Annotated in this window: 15 protein-coding genes and 2 pseudogenes; 10 read left to right on the forward strand and 7 right to left on the reverse strand. The window is 44.7% G+C overall.

The genetic code is table 11. From position 1 onward, the window contains the following. Positions 1-61 precede the first annotated feature (61 nt). The 4 genes from QOS03_RS03890 (at position 62) to QOS03_RS03905 (ending at position 4,006) form a co-directional block, all read left to right on the forward strand. Positions 62-1,459 (forward strand): APC family permease, encoded by a 1,398-nt coding sequence (locus QOS03_RS03890; protein ID WP_283575406.1) that lies wholly within the window; start codon positions 62-64, stop codon positions 1,457-1,459. Positions 1,460-1,942: 483 nt separating this feature from the next. Then, positions 1,943-2,422 carry a MerR family transcriptional regulator gene (locus QOS03_RS03895; RefSeq protein ID WP_283575407.1) on the forward strand — a complete coding sequence of 160 codons (480 nt, stop codon included), beginning with the start codon at positions 1,943-1,945 and terminating at the stop codon, positions 2,420-2,422. Continuing rightward, entirely contained in the window at positions 2,406-3,275 is an 870-nt protein-coding gene (locus tag QOS03_RS03900) for an aldo/keto reductase (RefSeq protein WP_283575408.1), read from the forward strand. Before QOS03_RS03895 ends, QOS03_RS03900 begins: the two co-directional genes overlap by 17 nt. Then, positions 3,272-4,006, forward strand: coding sequence for a carboxymuconolactone decarboxylase family protein (locus QOS03_RS03905; RefSeq protein ID WP_283575409.1), 735 nt, complete (start codon positions 3,272-3,274; stop codon positions 4,004-4,006). The genes QOS03_RS03900 and QOS03_RS03905 overlap by 4 nt, the downstream gene beginning before the upstream one ends. A gap of 64 nt (positions 4,007-4,070) precedes the next feature. On the opposite strand, the gene QOS03_RS03910 is transcribed toward QOS03_RS03905, so the two are convergent. Beyond that, on the reverse strand, positions 4,071-4,418 hold the full coding sequence (locus tag QOS03_RS03910; RefSeq protein WP_270361338.1) for a carboxymuconolactone decarboxylase family protein: 348 nt from the start codon (positions 4,416-4,418) through the stop codon (positions 4,071-4,073). Positions 4,419-4,869: 451 nt separating this feature from the next. Further along, the gene (locus QOS03_RS03915) at positions 4,870-5,472 is read right to left on the reverse strand and encodes a DNA-3-methyladenine glycosylase I (protein ID WP_283575410.1); all 603 of its coding nucleotides are present in this window, start codon (positions 5,470-5,472) and stop codon (positions 4,870-4,872) included. 339 nt (positions 5,473-5,811) lie between these two features. Here QOS03_RS03915 and QOS03_RS03920 point away from each other — a divergent pair, with 339 nt between their 5' ends. After that, positions 5,812-7,005, forward strand: a complete 1,194-nt coding sequence (locus tag QOS03_RS03920; RefSeq protein ID WP_283575411.1) for an MFS transporter — start codon at positions 5,812-5,814, stop codon at positions 7,003-7,005. Further along, a complete protein-coding gene (gene nadC, locus QOS03_RS03925; RefSeq protein WP_283575412.1) occupies positions 6,995-7,834 on the forward strand; it encodes a carboxylating nicotinate-nucleotide diphosphorylase in 840 nt (279 codons plus the stop codon). Before QOS03_RS03920 ends, nadC begins: the two co-directional genes overlap by 11 nt. Positions 7,835-7,875: 41 nt before the next feature. On the opposite strand, the gene QOS03_RS03930 is transcribed toward nadC, so the two are convergent. Next, entirely contained in the window at positions 7,876-8,619 is a 744-nt protein-coding gene (locus QOS03_RS03930) for an MBL fold metallo-hydrolase (RefSeq protein ID WP_283575413.1), read from the reverse strand. Positions 8,620-8,735: 116 nt separating this feature from the next. Here QOS03_RS03930 and QOS03_RS03935 point away from each other — a divergent pair, with 116 nt between their 5' ends. After that, entirely contained in the window at positions 8,736-9,350 is a 615-nt protein-coding gene (locus QOS03_RS03935; RefSeq protein WP_283575414.1) for a TetR/AcrR family transcriptional regulator, read from the forward strand. 486 nt (positions 9,351-9,836) lie between these two features. On the opposite strand, the gene QOS03_RS03940 is transcribed toward QOS03_RS03935, so the two are convergent. Then, complete coding sequence (locus QOS03_RS03940) at positions 9,837-11,171, reverse strand: RNA-guided endonuclease InsQ/TnpB family protein (RefSeq protein WP_283575415.1); 1,335 nt, start codon at positions 11,169-11,171, stop codon at positions 9,837-9,839. Positions 11,172-11,206: 35 nt separating this feature from the next. Here QOS03_RS03940 and tnpA point away from each other — a divergent pair. Next, positions 11,207-11,563 (forward strand): annotated as a pseudogene (gene tnpA, locus QOS03_RS03945) (IS200/IS605 family transposase); the annotation flags it as partial. A gap of 196 nt (positions 11,564-11,759) precedes the next feature. Here the strand turns inward: tnpA and QOS03_RS03950 are convergent. Both QOS03_RS03950 and QOS03_RS09650 read right to left on the reverse strand, forming a co-directional pair. Continuing rightward, on the reverse strand, positions 11,760-12,473 hold the full coding sequence (locus QOS03_RS03950) for a DUF554 domain-containing protein (RefSeq protein ID WP_283575416.1): 714 nt from the start codon (positions 12,471-12,473) through the stop codon (positions 11,760-11,762). Positions 12,474-12,567: 94 nt separating this feature from the next. Continuing rightward, positions 12,568-13,473 (reverse strand): annotated as a pseudogene (locus QOS03_RS09650) (LysR family transcriptional regulator). Positions 13,474-13,636: 163 nt separating this feature from the next. On the opposite strand from QOS03_RS09650, the gene QOS03_RS03965 reads away from it, so the two are divergent. Both QOS03_RS03965 and QOS03_RS03970 read left to right on the forward strand, forming a co-directional pair. Next, positions 13,637-14,683: a threonine aldolase family protein gene (locus QOS03_RS03965; RefSeq protein WP_283575418.1), complete on the forward strand. Its 1,047-nt coding sequence runs from the start codon at positions 13,637-13,639 to the stop codon at positions 14,681-14,683. Positions 14,684-14,693: 10 nt separating this feature from the next. Then, positions 14,694-15,215 carry a YbaK/EbsC family protein gene (locus QOS03_RS03970; RefSeq protein ID WP_283575419.1) on the forward strand — a complete coding sequence of 174 codons (522 nt, stop codon included), beginning with the start codon at positions 14,694-14,696 and terminating at the stop codon, positions 15,213-15,215. Between the two features lie 62 nt (positions 15,216-15,277). On the opposite strand, the gene QOS03_RS03975 is transcribed toward QOS03_RS03970, so the two are convergent. Then, a complete protein-coding gene (locus QOS03_RS03975) occupies positions 15,278-15,964 on the reverse strand; it encodes a YjjG family noncanonical pyrimidine nucleotidase (RefSeq protein WP_283575420.1) in 687 nt (228 codons plus the stop codon). Positions 15,965-16,072 lie beyond the last annotated feature (108 nt).

Here is a 16,072-nt window from a genome sequence, read left to right on the forward strand (position 1 = left end):
ACAAAAATCAAAATATCATTTAAAATAATCGTTTTTTCTTAATCCAAAGGTGGTTGATATTATGAATCTGTTTCGCAAAGAAAGTCTGTCACGGTATATGAAAACAGACGGCCAGATGCCCAAGACCATGAACGCTAAAGATCTGATGGCAATGGGAATCGGTGCCGTTATTGGCAGTGGGATCTTCATCCTGCCTGGTACTGTAGCAGCCAATGATGCTGGGCCCGGTGTCTCGCTTTCTTTTTTGGCCGCTGCTATTGTGTGTGGGTTGGCCGGAATGTGCTATGCTGAGTTTTCATCAGCAATTCCGGTTGCCGGTAGTGCCTATTCATACGGCAACATTATCTATGGTGAATTTATCGGTTGGATCATGGGTTGGGCCCTGGTCTTGGAATATTTATTGGCAGTAGCCTGCGTCTCGACAGGTTGGGCAGCCTACTTCAACTCGCTGCTGGCCAGTTGTGGCATTAACATCCCCAGAGCTCTCGCTGGTCCATTTGATCCGGCCAAGGGCACCTATATCAACCTGACCGCGATTTTAAGCGTTCTTTTAATTACCTGGCTGCTGTCATACGGGATGCACGAATCGGTACGGGTTAACAATATTGCCATCATTATCAAGCTTTTGATTATTGTGGCCTTTATCATCATTGGCGTATTCTTTGTTAAAAGGGCTAACTATCACCCATTCTTGCCATATGGTGCTCATGGTGCATTCAAAGGTGCCACGACCGTCTTCTTTGCCTTTTTGGGTTTTGACTGCATCTCAAGTTCCGCGGCTGAGGTCAAGAACCCGCAAAAGACAATGCCGATTGGAATCATTGGTACACTGCTGATAGCAACGGTTCTCTACATGGGTGTCTCAATCGTTTTGACGGGAATGGTCAACTACAAGCACTTGGATGTTGCCAACCCAGTCGCCTTTGCGCTACAGTCCGTTCGTCAAGGCTGGTTGGCCTCGTTGCTTTCAATCGGTGCTTTGATTGGGATGGCCACCTGCATGTTTACGGCAATCTACGCCTCGTCACGTCTGATTTACTCACTGAGTCGCGATGGCCTTTTGCCAACTTCCTTGCGCCAGCTGGATAAAAAGTCGCATACGCCAAAAATAGCTTTGTGGGCCGTTGCGGTTTTGATTGCGGTAATGGGCGGCTTCGTATCACTGGATAGGCTGACCAACCTGGTTAACATTGGGACGCTGCTGGCGTTTACCATGGTTTCGTTTGGGATCATTCCGCTGCGCAAGCGTGAAGATATCTTAAATGACGGCGGCTTTAAGGTACCGCTGTATCCAGTATTACCGCTGCTTTCCGGGTTTGCCTGCCTGTTTATGATGTCGTTTTTGTCTAAGGAAACCTGGATCGGGGCTGGTATCTGGTTTGCTATTGGGATGGTACTCTACTTTGGTTACGGCTATCGCCACAGCAACATCAACGATATGATGCCAACGCAAGGCTAATTGGCTAAAAACGAACTTTATTAGATTACAAAAAAGGATTTGAGCAAACATACTCAAATCCTTTTTAATATTTATCATTAAAATATAATGATATAAATATCATATTTTTAATTATTTTCAGTCTAAAATTGTTTAATTCTAGTCATTGGAATCTGACGAATAAAATGCTGGTAAAATTGCATCTGCCTCGTTTTTGGCAATCTCAAACCGTTTGTTGATGTCAAGCCGGCTAAGATCAATCCCTTGAAAAGTCATTATGAAACCATGGAATTGATTAAAAACGAAAAGGCTTTTACAATCCACAGGAGCTAGGCTACCTCGTCCATTATCTAATCGTAGAAGAACTGGTCACGTTAAAACGTTTGTATGTCAGCGAGCTAAAAAAGATGATCGATCAATATAAAATTTAGCAATCAACCATTGACTTAAAGTTAACTTTAAGGACTAGAATTAAAGCATCAACTGCTGGATTGGAGGGATGAAATGTCTTATACAATTTCTCAAGTTGCCCAGATGATGGGCGTGGCACCTTCCACGCTTCGCTATTACGATAAAGAGGGGCTCTTGCCAAACGTCAAGCGGGTCAACGGCATTCGCGTTTTTGAGGATGCCGATTTCCCCTGGCTACGGATTTTAAACTGCCTTAAAGGAACTGGTATGCCAATTCGCAAGATCAAAGAATATGTTGATCTGTGCGCAGATGGTGATGCAACGCTGGAGCAGCGCTATTCAATCATCAAGGATCAGCGCCAGCATGTCTTAGATCAGATCGAGCAGCTAAACTTTTATCTAAAAGAGCTCGATTACAAAGACTGGTATTATCGGACGGCAATTGCTGCCGGTACTGAAAAAGCAGTCTATCATTCCGATCCGGTATCCGGTTTGGCATTGGATGAGATCCCTGGTATGGGGACTGCGCCATCAACTGATGAACAGGAGGAGAAAAATGAGCATTCTGAATGAAGATTATGTAATAAACAACGGGGTCAAGATCCCCAAATTAGCACTGGGCACTTGGCTGATTGAAGGTCAGACCGCTACCGAAGCCGTTAAAGAAGCTATTAAGCTGGGCTATCGACACATTGATACGGCTCAAGCCTATGGCAACGAAACCGAGGTTGGGCTGGGCCTGCGCGAATCGGGCAAGGATCGTCAAGCTATCTTTGTCACGACCAAACTAGCAGCCGAGTTAAAAGACTATGACTCAGCTGCCAAGGCAATTGATGAGTCACTGACCAAATTAGGCCTGGATTACATTGATTTGATGATCATTCACAGTCCACAGCCATGGAAAGTGGTCAACCAGTCCGATAACCGCTATGAAAAAGGCAATCTTGAAGCTTATCGGGCACTGGAAGATGCCTATAAGGCTGGTAAATTGCGGGCAATTGGGGTTTCCAACTTCAATCAGCATGACCTGCAAAATATTTTGGATCATGCCGATGTTAAACCTGCTGTTGACCAGATTTTGGCCCATATTGCCAACACACCGTTTGATTTGATCGACTTTTGTCAGCGAAATGACATCCTGGTTGAGGCCTACTCACCAATTGCGCATGGTGCCGTTTTAAAGAATTCGGTGCTGGTAGCGATGGCCCAAAAGTACGGCGTTTCTGTCGCCCAACTCTGCATTCGCTATGATCTGCAGCTGGGCATGCTGCCATTGCCTAAGACGGCCAACCCAGAACATATGGCACAAAATGCCGCAGTTGATTTTGAAATCGATGCAGCAGATATGGATACATTAAAACAGGTTGAACACATTAAAGATTATGGCAATGACAGGTTTTTCCCTGTTTTTGGAGGCAAACTATGAAACAAACTGCAGGACATGATGCTTTAGGCGAATTCGCTCCTGAATTTGCCCATTTAAATGATGACATTCTTTTTGGTGAGGTTTGGGACCGTGAATCCTTGCTTTCACTCAAACTGCGCAGTATTGCAACGGTCAGTGCCTTGATCGGCAAAGGTATTACTGACAACTCACTGAAATATCATCTGGCAACCGCTAAGAAAAATGGCGTTAGTAAGACCGAAATGGCTGAATTGCTGACTCACCTGGCCTTTTATGCTGGTTGGCCAAATGCATGGGCAGCCTTCAACATGGCTAAAGAAGTCTACGCAGATGGTGATGAAGCGGCTTCACATGGTGGCTTCTTTGGCTTGGGTGAGCCTAACGATGCTTATGCCAAGTACTTTAGTGGCCAGTCTTACCTCAAGGTCCTGACTAAGCCAAACGATCCACTGACCATCAGCAATGTGACGTTTAAACCGGGCTGTCGCAATAATTGGCACGTTCACCATGCCAAGAGCGGTGGCGGTCAGGTACTGATCTGTGTTGATGGTGAAGGTTGGTATCAAGAAGCCGGCAAACCTGCTCAAAGTCTGCACCCTGGCGATATTGTTGAAATTCCAGCCGGTGTCAAGCACTGGCATGGGGCTAAGAAGGATCAATGGTTCAGCCACCTGGCATTTGAGATTCCTGGCGTTGATACTAGCAACGAATGGCTTGAACCAGTAACTGACAAAGAATACAATCAACTCTAATTATTTGACCTGATCACTCAAAAAAGCACTTCTGTCGCTGGCAGAAATGCTTTTTAATTATATTTTATTCAGCGGCCTTGGCAAACTGGTCGTAGCATTCCAACGCCTTGCCACCATATACCGTGGATGGGCCACCACCCATCATGACAGCTACACCAATCGTCTCAACGATTTCATCACGCGTAGCACCAGCCTTCAAACAGGCCTTGGTATGCTGAACGATACAGCCTTCACAGCGTACGGCAATCGCAATGGCTAATGATTCCAGCTCTTTAGTCTTAATATCCAGAGCACCATCCTTAATGGCTCCACTATGCATGGCATTAAAGCCTTTACCGGTATCACCCAGCGCACCGAACAGATTCCGATTGTTGGCCCGCGTTTCATCCAATTCTGCTTGATAATCTGTCATAGTATCACCTCATTTGGATTGTTGCCTTTAGCATAACACGTCCAAAACAAAGTTCAATCAATCTGCCTGACTGCCAGAAACCTGCAGGCGCTTACGATAATCACGCGGTGAGCAGTGCATGCTGGCGCGAAAAACCTTGGCAAAATAGCTGCTAGAGGTCAACCACTGATCGTATTGTTGTCGTCTGGCTGGGTGGTCATGCCCACAGTTGGCAAAATACTGCTACCCACAGCCATTTGGTACCAACCCCTTATATCGAAAGCAATCCGCGTTATGATATTTTTCATGATGGTCACTATCAATATGCGTTCAATCAATCACGGCCTTTGATGCACCATGTTTACCAAATTGATCGCGATCTGATCTGGGAAGACCTGGTTAAAAAACTGACCCAGGCTTGATTTCACGAACCTGATTCTAGATGATTGTTCAGCTGAATTGCAATAATCACCTAAAGCATCAGCATTGAATGTGCAACATTGCTATTTGGCTCAGTCGCATGGTATAAGAAGCACCCCGGTTCATGACTGTTAACTACGCCCACTGCCTGCAGGTAGGCATAGACCGTCTTGGTGCCAACAAACTTCATGCCGCGTTTTTTGAGATCTTTAGACACGATGTCGGACAGTGGTGAATGGGTCTGGCCGGTTTCATAAATCGTCTTGCCAACTGTCCAGTGCCATAAGTACTTAGCAAATGAGCCCCATTCTTTTTGAATCTGCATAAAAACCTGCGCATTATTGACGGCAGCATTGATCTTCAAGCGGTGGCGAATGATGCTGGGATCGTTTTGCAGCCGCTGCTGATCAGCTTGCGTAAATTGCGCTATTTTTTTAACGTCAAAATCAGCAAAAGCATGTGCAAAACCTTCTTCTTTGTTTAAAACAATCTCCCAGGAAAGTCCCGCTTGAAAGATCTCTAAAATCAGCATTTTAAACAGTTCATGGTCATCTTTGACTGGACGGCCCCACTTTTGATCATGGTACTGAACATAACGTGGATTTTGTGGATTGGCCCATGGACAGCGTATTTTGCCATCTTGCCATTGATTCATTTTCATCACCCTTTCTTAACTAATCTAATCTTACTAAATTGATAATCATTCGCCAACGAGCATTTCCAATTTTGAAATGCTCATTTTTTGATCTTAATTCTAGTTTGATGGTCATTTTTTGGCATCGAAATCGTTTTCTGAGTATCCATTACCAAAATTATTTTAGGTAGTTTTTACTTTTATAAAGTATTATTAAACCAGTTTTGTAAACGCTAACTGTTACGTTTACCTAGTTAGTAAATAATTAATTCTAGCTTGCATTTGACCGATAAAGGACTAAACTTGACCGAAATAAAGGTAATTCTTACTTTTACAAAATTTGGTTAAGGGAGCAGAAAAATGGATCAAAGTTTAACAGCCAAGAAAACGGCCTTGGCTTCGTTTTTAATCATTGCAACGGCATGGATGTTTGACGCGTTGGACGTAGGTCTGCTGTCATTTATCATGCCGATCGTGCGTAAAGCGTGGGGGCTGGCCAATTCACAGACCGGATTGATCAGTTCGGTCAGCACTATTGGGATGATCTGCGGTGGCTTTTATTTTGGTCACCTGGCTGATCGAATTGGCCGCAAGAACACGCTGATCATTACCCTGCTGATGTTTTCACTGGGAAATGTGGTCTTAGCGGCCGCGGTTGGCTTTAAAAGCTTTTTGGTAATTCGTTTCTTTGTTGGCATGGGACTCGGTGGCGAACTGCCAGTAGCTGCTACTTACATTTCTGACTTGTACCAGGGCAACAAGCGCTCACAAATGCTGATTATGGCTGACAGCTTTTGGGCAATTGGCTGGTTGATTGCCTCATTCCTGTCATTTTTGTTCAGCACGCAAATTGGCTGGCGGGGTCTGCTTTTAGTTACCGCGCTGACTGGATTCTTTGCTATTATGATGCGTCGTAATATTCAAGAAATCAGTCATGTTCAAACAAAACAGGTTGGTTTGGGCCAAGCCTTAAAGAAATCGTTTCATGGCAAGACCATTCTGCTTTGGATTGCCTGGTTAATGGTCATGTTTAGCTATTATGGAATGTTTATGTGGTTGCCAAGCATTATGCTGGCACGAGGCAACAGCGTGATTGAAAGTTTCGGTTATACAACGATCATTGTGGTGGCCCAGTTACCAGGATACTATCTGGCGGCTTGGCTGGCTGGTAAAATCAAAACTAAGTACGTCTTCGCAATCTACATGTTGGGGACGGCACTAGGCGCGATCATGTTTGGCAATGTTTCGAGCAGCGCTTTGACGGTTATTGCCGGCTGCATCCTATCGTTCTTCAACCTCGGCGCTTACGGTGCCATCATCGCTTTGACGCCAACCCTGTATGAGACTGACGTTCGTGGTACGATGACGGGGATGGCGCAAGGAATGGGCCGGATTGGTGCCGTCGTTGGTCCGCTGCTGGTTGGGATTTGGATCGATCAGCATGTCAGCATCAATATGATCTTTTTGATTTTCATGATTTCTTTGATTATTGGTTCGGTGGCTGTCTTGGCATTGCCAGAACCAGGAAAGAATGAGGGCGCTCATGCTGAATGATTTTCTTCTAAAACAAAAACTGACCGCTTTTTTAAAAGAAGATCTGGAATTTGGGGATGCCAGTCTTGCTCCCCTACCAGATCATGTCATTGAAGGAACGTTTATTGCCAAAGCTGATGGTATTGTCTGCGGCCTACAGGTTATCAGTGCCGTCTATGACCTTTTAGGTGGTGCTGAAGTTGAGTTGTTGGTCAGCGATGGTGAAAAAGTCGCTAAAAAGACCGAGCTAGCACGAGTTAAAGGATCAGCTGCCGTTTTACTAAGCGGTGAACGGGTTATTTTGAATCTGCTGCAGCACATGAGCGGGATTGCCACTAAAACTGCTCAAGCCGTCCAGCTGCTGGCTGATCCAACCATCAAAATCGTGGATACGCGCAAGACGATGCCTGGGCTAAGAATGTTTGAAAAAGCAGCTGTCCGTGCTGGTGGCGGTTTTAATCATCGCATGGGACTGACGCACGGGATTATGTTAAAAGACAATCATCTGGCATTGGCGGGCAGCGTTGGCAAGGCAATCGATCTAGCCAAGCAGAGCGTGGGACCTATGACACGCGTGGAGGTTGAAGTTGAAACACTCAGTGAATTACAGGAAGCTATCAAACACCATGCCGATGTGATTATGTTTGATAATCAAAAGCCAGCAACCATCAAGCAATGGCAAAAACTGGTGCCAGCCGGAATTCTTACTGAAGCTTCAGGCGGCATTGATCTAGCAAATATTGCCCAATACCAGGGCTGCGGCGTTGACTTTGTTTCACTGGGGACGTTAACCAATGCCGTTGAACCACTGGACATCAGTTTTCTAATCAATGGCGCCATTAAAAGCTGAAGTGTTGACTAATAAAAAATTTATTGGCTATCCGGATTTTCTCAATACGGCAAAACTATTTCGTGAGGTTGCACAGCCGGATCGTGATTGGCAATACATTCAATACAGTATTGATCTTTAGCTACTTCAGCCAGGTAGTTCAATGATCGCTGAGCCGCCTTTCGATCAATCACTACCCCTGGCGTCAGATTCTCAATCCATGATTTGGCAGCATATCCGCCATCGGAAGCAAGCATTACATATTCCTTACGTCCAGGAGCTTGAAGCTTGGCAGCACATAGCCCGGCACTGTGTCCTGGTTCCCAAATCATTTTAATCGTCCCATCGCCAAAAAGATCAAATGAACGATTCCAAGCACCATCATTACTGTCAGCCAGCTCAAACGTCTTTAAAGGCACGTTTTTCCATTCATGAGGGAGATAATGCAGATGACTAAACAACACATAGTCCAGATCACTGGGTTGGATTCCCATCTTGTTCAACCGTTCATCTACTGACTGACCGTATGGAAGCACTGCCTTGTTGACTGGCCATTGAAAGCTAAGATTTTTTAATTGATGATCGCGGTTCGCTTTATTCCAACCAGTATCAATTAAAACCAAACCATGGGGATGTTCAATTAGATAGACAGAAACCGGAACTGTGATGCGATGACTCTTTAAACGAAACATCCCCGTAAATGCCCAGGGAAGATCGCCTTTATGATGAAATGGCAAGGCCTCATCAACGATTACCTGGCCAGTATGCAAGACGTGTATTTTAATTTGATTCGGCTTTGTTTTCATTTTAATCGGCTCCTTTATGACTTATCAATAAACTTATTTTAAGATTACTGTCGACTAAAACAATTACTATTATTAAACTAAATGTATATTAAAGTCTTTTAGGAGCTGTTATATCAATGAATAAGAATGATTTACGATGGCTAAGAACGGAGCAGAAAATTAAGCATGCCCTAATTGCCGAACTGCAGCAAAAGTCATTTGCCCAGCTTCGCGTCGTCGATCTGATTAACAGAGCATTAATCAGTCGTCGAGCCTTTTATCTTCATTATGAAGACAAGTACGATCTGCTGAACAAACTAGAAGGTCAGTTAATCAAACAGCTTCAAGAACGGCTACAAAAAAATCATGCACTGTTTGATCGCAGCAGCGTCCCTCGCAACGATCAATACCTCCTCACTAATGAAGCATTTAATGAAGTATTGTCTTTTATTGATCAAGAACGAGCTCTTTTCAAAGTCCTCTTATCACCAAATGGCGACCCGCATTTTAGCAGACGGCTGCGTTCACTTATGGGCGATGAGATCATTTTTCGCGCCCGCCTTTATCATGCATACACGACCAACCAAATTCCAACTCGGTATGTTAAAGAAATCATGGTTGGACTGTTATTTGATCGCATAAATTCATGGATCAGCAACCCTCATCTAGAAAGCCCTGAAACGTTTGCCAAAATTCTAACTGCAAGCAGATTGACCGCCCCAATGGAACTATTGATTATCCCCCAAAAATAAAGCGTTCTGCCATAACCGAATTTTCGTGCCAAATCAGAACGCTTTTTTTCTTTAGAGGGTTAACTAAATGACTTCTCCATTGTTACAACGGCCTTGATAACCTTACCCGCATTGGAGTCTTCGCAAGCTTGCTCCAGTTGTTCGAATGGATACTTCGTAATGATCTTATCGACTGGGAAACGCTCTTCCTTGTAGAGCTGAACCAAGCGTGGGATAAAGATCTTGGGATTAGCGTCCCCTTCACAGCAGATGAAGCGACGTCAAGCTACCCCCGAATAAAATTCGGGGGCTTGTAGACTTCACCCATCAGTTCATCGCTGAATGAGTTACTAGCTACAATTTGCCTAGATAAAGCCAGCGTAGCAACATCTCAGATAATAAATTATCTTCGGATGGCACTATGTCTTACAGCCAATAACTAGGCCATTTAAGATCAAGCTAACGCTTAATCTAGGGGCGCAAGTTTCCAAACGTCCCTTTCTAAAACTAATAAATTACTTCTAGATTTTGGTCGGGTCTGGTTAGCAAGCGTTGACCCTTCGCTAAGATATTCAAAGCAGCATTGTGATCACGAATGTGATGAACATGGCAGTTAGGACAAGTCCATTCACGATCATGAAGAGTCAATCGTTTGGTACCTTTGCTGCCCATCACGAAGCCGCAATCATAACAAGTTTGGGTTGTGTAAGCTGGATTAGCTTCGACAAACGTGCGCCCATACAGCGGGGCCTTATATTCCAGCATACCCAAAAAAGTCCGCCAACCAACATCGGAGATACTCATTGCCAGGGCATGATTTTTAAGCATATTTTTACTCTTCAAGTTTTCCGCAACTACCAAATCGTGGTTCTTGATTAGTGCAGTCGAGGTTTCATGAAGAAAGTTTAGGCGCCGATTACGAATCCGTTGATGGATTTTGGCAACGACCAGCTTCTCCTGCTGGTAATTCTTGCTTGCCCACAAAGGACGATGCTCTTTTTTTGCACGCCGTGCCCGGCGGGAAAGAATCCGTTGGTGTTTTGCCAAGTGCTTTTTAATGGCACGATAATAGTGGGGATTTGCAACCTGCTTTTGATCACTGGTAGTAAGAAAGTTTTCGGTGTTTAGATCAATACCAACTGCTTGATTGGTATCGGGTAAAGCTTGGTGGAACGACTCATCACTTTTAAGCAGTAATGAAACGGTCCATTGCCCGGTCGCGTAGTGCTTAATTGTAACAGTGGCAATCCGTACCAACCGATTAGTTGGTAATGAACGGTGTAATTTCACCTTAATAGAACCTAACTTCGGTAGCTGGATATGGTTATGATCTAAAAATTTGATTGACCCATTATAAAGCGAGGGAGTTCCCCCATGTTTCTTTACGGTTACACTCGAATAATGATTGGAAGTCGAATATGACTGAACAGGACGGCTTTTTCGCTTAAACTTTGGTTTTCCGGCAGTGTGTACTTTCCGAAACATATTCCAAGCAGCTTTGTAATTAACTTCGGTATTGGTGAACATATCACTATCAAGATCATCATCACCAAGCCAAGGATATCGTTGAGCAGTAATACGAGCTAGACCAGTCGGCCGTTTTTGGCTCTTCTTAATTACCTTACCGTTCTTGCCATAACGCCAATATGCTTCTGGAATTGGGTATCGCTTATCAAGTTTGTTTTTGATAATTTTACTATCAGTCCAACTATTAGCTAACAATTGGTTATAAATGAACCGTGAAGCATTCAGATTCTTCCACAAAATCTTTTCTTGTTTCCAATTTGGGTATAAGCGTAGCTTTAGTCCCATCATATATGGCAAATCTTCTTTTTTTGGCATGTCATTTCACCCCCTTTACTACTTTCCATTGTACTACTAAATATCGGAATGCCACATTTACAACGCCAGCACTAGTCAACGAGACGAAAGATATTCTAAGCACATTGCCGATCTTCATGATATTACGATAAAAAAATGGAAGTGATGCCAGATCATATTCATATGTTGATCAGTTTTAAGCCCAAGTATTCAGCAACGAATATCGTTACGGCACTGAAGGGTGGCAGCGCGCGAATATTCCTGCGTAATCATCCAGAAATCAAGCAAAGGCAGTACTGGGGCGGCCATTTGTGGTCACGTAGCTATTACATGGGAAACTGGGAAACATGAGTAAAGAGGTTGTAGAGCGTTATATTGCCAGCCAGAGGAAACCACCTCTAAAAAGAAAATAGCGCCTTACTGCACTAATAAAGGGGTCATTCCTCCCCCGATTAAAATCGTTGGATTCCTGCCCAAGTTTTAATTGAACCGGTAATTTTTTTACTGTATCGAAACGATAATCTCAATCCGGCATTAAAGCAATTGATCAGACATGCTCAACAGTCAAAAAAAACCGACTGATGAGCAGCTCATCAAGCCGGTTTAAAGTTAAAATATCACCCAAACGGCACCAACGATCAGCGCTGGCAAGAGATTGGCCACTCGGATCTTATTGCCCCAAAACAGGTTGACCCCGACGCAGAAAATCAGAATCGAGCCAACATATGAGATGTTATTCATAACTGCAGTCGTCATCACGGGCTTGAGCAATTCGCTAAACAACGTGACGGTCCCTTGCAAAATCCCGACTGGAATTGCCGCAAATCCGCAACCCTTGCCCAGCGAGGCGGCCATGATCAAGACGATGACAAAATCCAGAATTGCCTTAGCGAAAAGGATTGAGTGGTCGCCAAAAATGCCGTCCTCAATCGCGCCTACGATTGCCATCGCGCCAATGCAGACGGTCAGCGACGCGGTTACGAAGGCTTCAATAAATCCCTGGTCGTTAGCGTTGCCGGTCTTTTGCTTGAGCCAGTTGCCAAATTCGGTAAACCGATCCTCAATACGCAGCCACTCACCGATCAGACTACCGATTGCCAGGCTGCCGATCATCATCATGGTCCCTTGCGTTGAAAAAGAGCCATTCTTAAACTGCAGCATCTGTGCCATGGTGCCGCCCAGCCCTAAAAACAAAACGGCAATTGCGGCCGATTTCATCAGCATATCCTGAAAGCGTGGCGAGATTCTTTCTCCTGCTACACAGCCAATGATTCCCGCAAGTGCAATGGCAATTACGTTGACGATGGTTCCTAATCCTGGCATCCTATTCCTCCACATATAAAACCGCCATTCAGCATTTAATGGCGGTTTTTAATTTTTCTTTAATAAACTATTTATATTTTAACAAACCAGACAATCAATTGCCAGTCGTTTTTGAATCAGCCACTGTCAGTTCTGGCATCATCTCCTGCACACAATCAATAAAGCGCTGGGCAGACGGTGAGCATTCCTTAAAGCTTGGCGCAGCCAGACCAAGTGACACATAATGAGCCGGTCGCAATGGCACTTCTGCAACTGCACCTTGCCACTTTTGCGAAATCAGCCGTTGATTGACGCTCACGCCTAGTCCCGCTTCAACCATATTATAAGTGGTAAAGCCATCACGCGTCGTGTAGCGCTCATTGAGTTGGAGCTTTTCAGCCACAATCAAGCGATCCTGATCGGTATCCTCATTGGGCAATGTATGAATGAATTTTTCCTGACTAAGCATTGCAACCGGATAGCTTGTCTGATTTGCCATTGGATGATCCTTGGGCAGCCAGACTACCATCTCATCTTGATAAAGTGGCAGCCAGTCACAGGAAGTCTTCGGATCTGGGGCCGCACAAAAGCAAAGATCGACCGCCTTTTCGTTTAGTCAGCGGGCAATTTCTTGATTACCGCCCTCCAGCATCTTGACTTTGATTTTTGGAAAACGTTCTTCAAACTGTTTTAAGATGGCTGGCATCCAGATTGCCGAAACACTGAAGTAGCTGCCAATCGTCAATGTCCCCTGCACAACGCCACGGATCGAGGCACTCAATTCATTGGCCTGTTTTTGTGCCTGCACGATACTACGCAGTTTTGGCAGCATGATCTTGCCATTTTCAGTGAGTTTTACGCCTCTTTTTTGACGTATGAACAGTGCAAAACCCAATTCATTTTCCAAACTGTTGATCATGCGCGTAATCCCCGATTGAGTGTATCCGAGCGCGCTGGCCGCCGCGGTCAAACTGCCTCTTTCGGCGGCCATGATTACTGCTTCACACTTAATTGCTTCCATGATGAATATAGACCTCTCTTTTGATCAATCATTGATATCAGTCGTTTTTCACTTCATTTAATATGACAATTTGCAACACTTAACATGCTAAACAGTCGTTTGTGTCATAGCTAATTTTAGCGTAAGATATCCATAAATCAAATTCCAAGCGAGGTAATCTTCAATGACTGAAAAAATTTCATTTGCTTCTGATTATATGGAAGGTGCTCACCCTAACATTTTAAAACGACTGGCTGATACCAATTGGCAAAAGATGCCCGGCTATGGTTTCGACGAAATCTCCTTATCAGCTAAAGAACGGATTTGCAAAGCTTGTGAGGCACCCAATGCTGAAGTCGAGTTCTTAATTGGCGGCACGCAGACCAATGCCGTGATGATCGATGCATTGCTGGCTTCTTATCAAGGCGTGATTGCCGCCGATACGGGACATATCAGCGTGCATGAGGCTGGTGCCATTGAATTTGGTGGCCACAAGATATTGACGGTTCCTGCCAAAGAAGGCAAGATTGCTGCTGATCAGATTGTGGCCTATACAGCTGACTATCATAACGATGCCAACCACGATCACATGGTTATGCCAGGGATGGTTTACCTGTCGCAGCCAACCGAATTCGGGACGCTGTATTCCAAAGCTGAACTGCAAGCCATTCATGATGTCTGTCGTCAATATGACATGAAGCTTTATGTCGATGGCGCGCGCCTTTCCTACGCCCTGGCTTGTCCAGAAAACGATGTAACCATGGCTGATCTGGCTAAGCTGTGTGATGCCTTCTACATTGGCGGTACCAAATGCGGAGCTTTGATTGGCGAAGCCGTTGTGATACCGGATGCGAAGCTGATTCCGCATCTGTTTACCATTATCAAGCAGCATGGTGCATTACTGGCCAAGGGACGACTCTTAGGAATTCAATTCGATGAGCTGTTTAAAGACGATCTGTACGTCAAGATTGCCAAAGAAGCTATCGACTATGCCAATCAGATTCGTCAATGCCTAAAAGAAAATGGCTATCAGCTTTACTACTCATCACCAACCAATCAGACGTTTTTTGTGATTGAAAATCAAAAGATGCAGGAGCTGGCCCAGCATGCCGAGTTCAGCTTCTGGGAAAAATATGATGAAAATCATACCATTATCCGTTTTGCTACCAGCTGGGCCTCAAAAAAAGCCGATGTCGATCAGTTGTGTGAATTGATTGCCAAGTTAGCTTAAGAGAATTTTTATGCTTGAATTTGTTTCTGTTGCAAGTCATCCCGAATATGTGGCACCAAAAATGCTTTCATTTTTAAAGTCCCATGAGCTGACCGATAAAATCCAGGTTGCCCAAATCGATCCCCAGTATGCTGATGGTAAAAAACTCAGTGAGGCTTACGGCGTCGACATTAATCAGAAGTTAAACTGTCTGGCCTTTGTTGGCAAGCGTGATGGTCAGATTAGATATGCAGCTGTCGTGGTTCCTTATGGCAAGCGGGTTAATTCTGGAGCAGTTCTCAAGTACGCCATGGATGCCACCAAGCCATCATTTGCCAATTTGGACGATGTTATTGCCATGACCTGTATGGAATTTGGCAGCATTACTCCCGTTGGATTGCCCGATGATTGGCAGGTCTTGATTGGCAGCAGCGTCAAGGAACTGGATGCGGTCATCATTGGCGGTGACCGCGTCGATGCCAAGTTCAAGACCACGCCTCAAATTTTGGCACGACTGCCGCATGCCAAGTTTGTCGATCAGTTGGCAAAATAACTCTTCAACCTAAAGTACCTAAAAAAGGCGCGTCTGAAACGGCGAGCCTTTTTTGATTGAGATTATTTAAGAATCAGCTGAACAGCTTGCTTTAGGTCGTGTGCGATCTTGATTTGATGATCGAATTTAGCTGAAGGGACCTGATCGTTTGGGGTTATCCAGATACAATCCAGGCCAGCACTTTGCGCTCCTCTAACGTCAGATTGCCAGCTATCGCCAACCATGACGGTATTTTTGCAAGTCAACGCTGGGCAAGTGGTTATAATCTGCTCAAAAAATCGTGGATCTGGTTTGGCGACCCCTATCTCCTCTGAGATGAACACTGCATCAAAATAATTCAAGAGACCGGCCCCTCTTAAACGTTGTTGTTGCATACCAGTCTCACCGTTGCTGGCGGCATAGATATGAACACCGTTATTAGATAGCTGCTGCAAGATATCATGAGCGTCTGGCATCGTATGATAGTTGGCAGCCTCCATTTTGGCATACCATTGCTGCAGCGCCAGGCCGTCAACCTGCTTGTCAAACTGAGCAAATAAATCATTAAATCGTTGATCAAACAATGGCTGACGATCAGCGCCCTGTTCAATCTGCTGCCAAACATGCTGATTGATCTGCTTGAAAGCTGCCAGTCCTCGTTCGATGTCTTGTACGCCTTGTGACTGCAGAATCTTGGTAATACCGGCCTGCTGACCAGCTTGAAAATCAAGCAGAGTGTCGTCCAGATCAAAAAGCACATTTTGATACATTTATTCATCCCCCAATCAGATTAACGATTAAAACTGCTGATTATGCTGAGCAAGCCTACGGATATAGGTTAGGGCACCCTTGGTTAGGATTTTTTCAGCAACTTCGAT

The organism is Limosilactobacillus pulli (genome assembly GCF_947381555.1).
Lineage (GTDB): Bacteria > Bacillota > Bacilli > Lactobacillales > Lactobacillaceae > Limosilactobacillus > Limosilactobacillus pulli.

What these genes read in the sequence shown, in the direction of transcription:
- QOS03_RS03905 (WP_283575409.1), top strand. Translation starts at nt 3,272, where the DNA reads ATGAAACAAACTGCAGGACATGATGCTTTAGGCGAATTCGCTCCTGAA.
- QOS03_RS03920 (WP_283575411.1), top strand. Translation starts at nt 5,812, where the DNA reads ATGGATCAAAGTTTAACAGCCAAGAAAACGGCCTTGGCTTCGTTTTTA.
- QOS03_RS03930 (WP_283575413.1), bottom strand. Translation starts at nt 8,619, where the DNA reads ATGAAAACAAAGCCGAATCAAATTAAAATACACGTCTTGCATACTGGC.
- QOS03_RS03965 (WP_283575418.1), top strand. Translation starts at nt 13,637, where the DNA reads ATGACTGAAAAAATTTCATTTGCTTCTGATTATATGGAAGGTGCTCAC.
- QOS03_RS03975 (WP_283575420.1), bottom strand. Translation starts at nt 15,964, where the DNA reads ATGTATCAAAATGTGCTTTTTGATCTGGACGACACTCTGCTTGATTTT.
- QOS03_RS03890 (WP_283575406.1), top strand. Translation starts at nt 62, where the DNA reads ATGAATCTGTTTCGCAAAGAAAGTCTGTCACGGTATATGAAAACAGAC.
- QOS03_RS03935 (WP_283575414.1), top strand. Translation starts at nt 8,736, where the DNA reads ATGAATAAGAATGATTTACGATGGCTAAGAACGGAGCAGAAAATTAAG.
- QOS03_RS03970 (WP_283575419.1), top strand. Translation starts at nt 14,694, where the DNA reads ATGCTTGAATTTGTTTCTGTTGCAAGTCATCCCGAATATGTGGCACCA.
- QOS03_RS03940 (WP_283575415.1), bottom strand. Translation starts at nt 11,171, where the DNA reads ATGCCAAAAAAAGAAGATTTGCCATATATGATGGGACTAAAGCTACGC.
- QOS03_RS03915 (WP_283575410.1), bottom strand. Translation starts at nt 5,472, where the DNA reads ATGAATCAATGGCAAGATGGCAAAATACGCTGTCCATGGGCCAATCCA.
- QOS03_RS03900 (WP_283575408.1), top strand. Translation starts at nt 2,406, where the DNA reads ATGAGCATTCTGAATGAAGATTATGTAATAAACAACGGGGTCAAGATC.
- nadC (WP_283575412.1), top strand. Translation starts at nt 6,995, where the DNA reads ATGCTGAATGATTTTCTTCTAAAACAAAAACTGACCGCTTTTTTAAAA.
- QOS03_RS03950 (WP_283575416.1), bottom strand. Translation starts at nt 12,473, where the DNA reads ATGCCAGGATTAGGAACCATCGTCAACGTAATTGCCATTGCACTTGCG.
- QOS03_RS03910 (WP_270361338.1), bottom strand. Translation starts at nt 4,418, where the DNA reads ATGACAGATTATCAAGCAGAATTGGATGAAACGCGGGCCAACAATCGG.
- QOS03_RS03895 (WP_283575407.1), top strand. Translation starts at nt 1,943, where the DNA reads ATGTCTTATACAATTTCTCAAGTTGCCCAGATGATGGGCGTGGCACCT.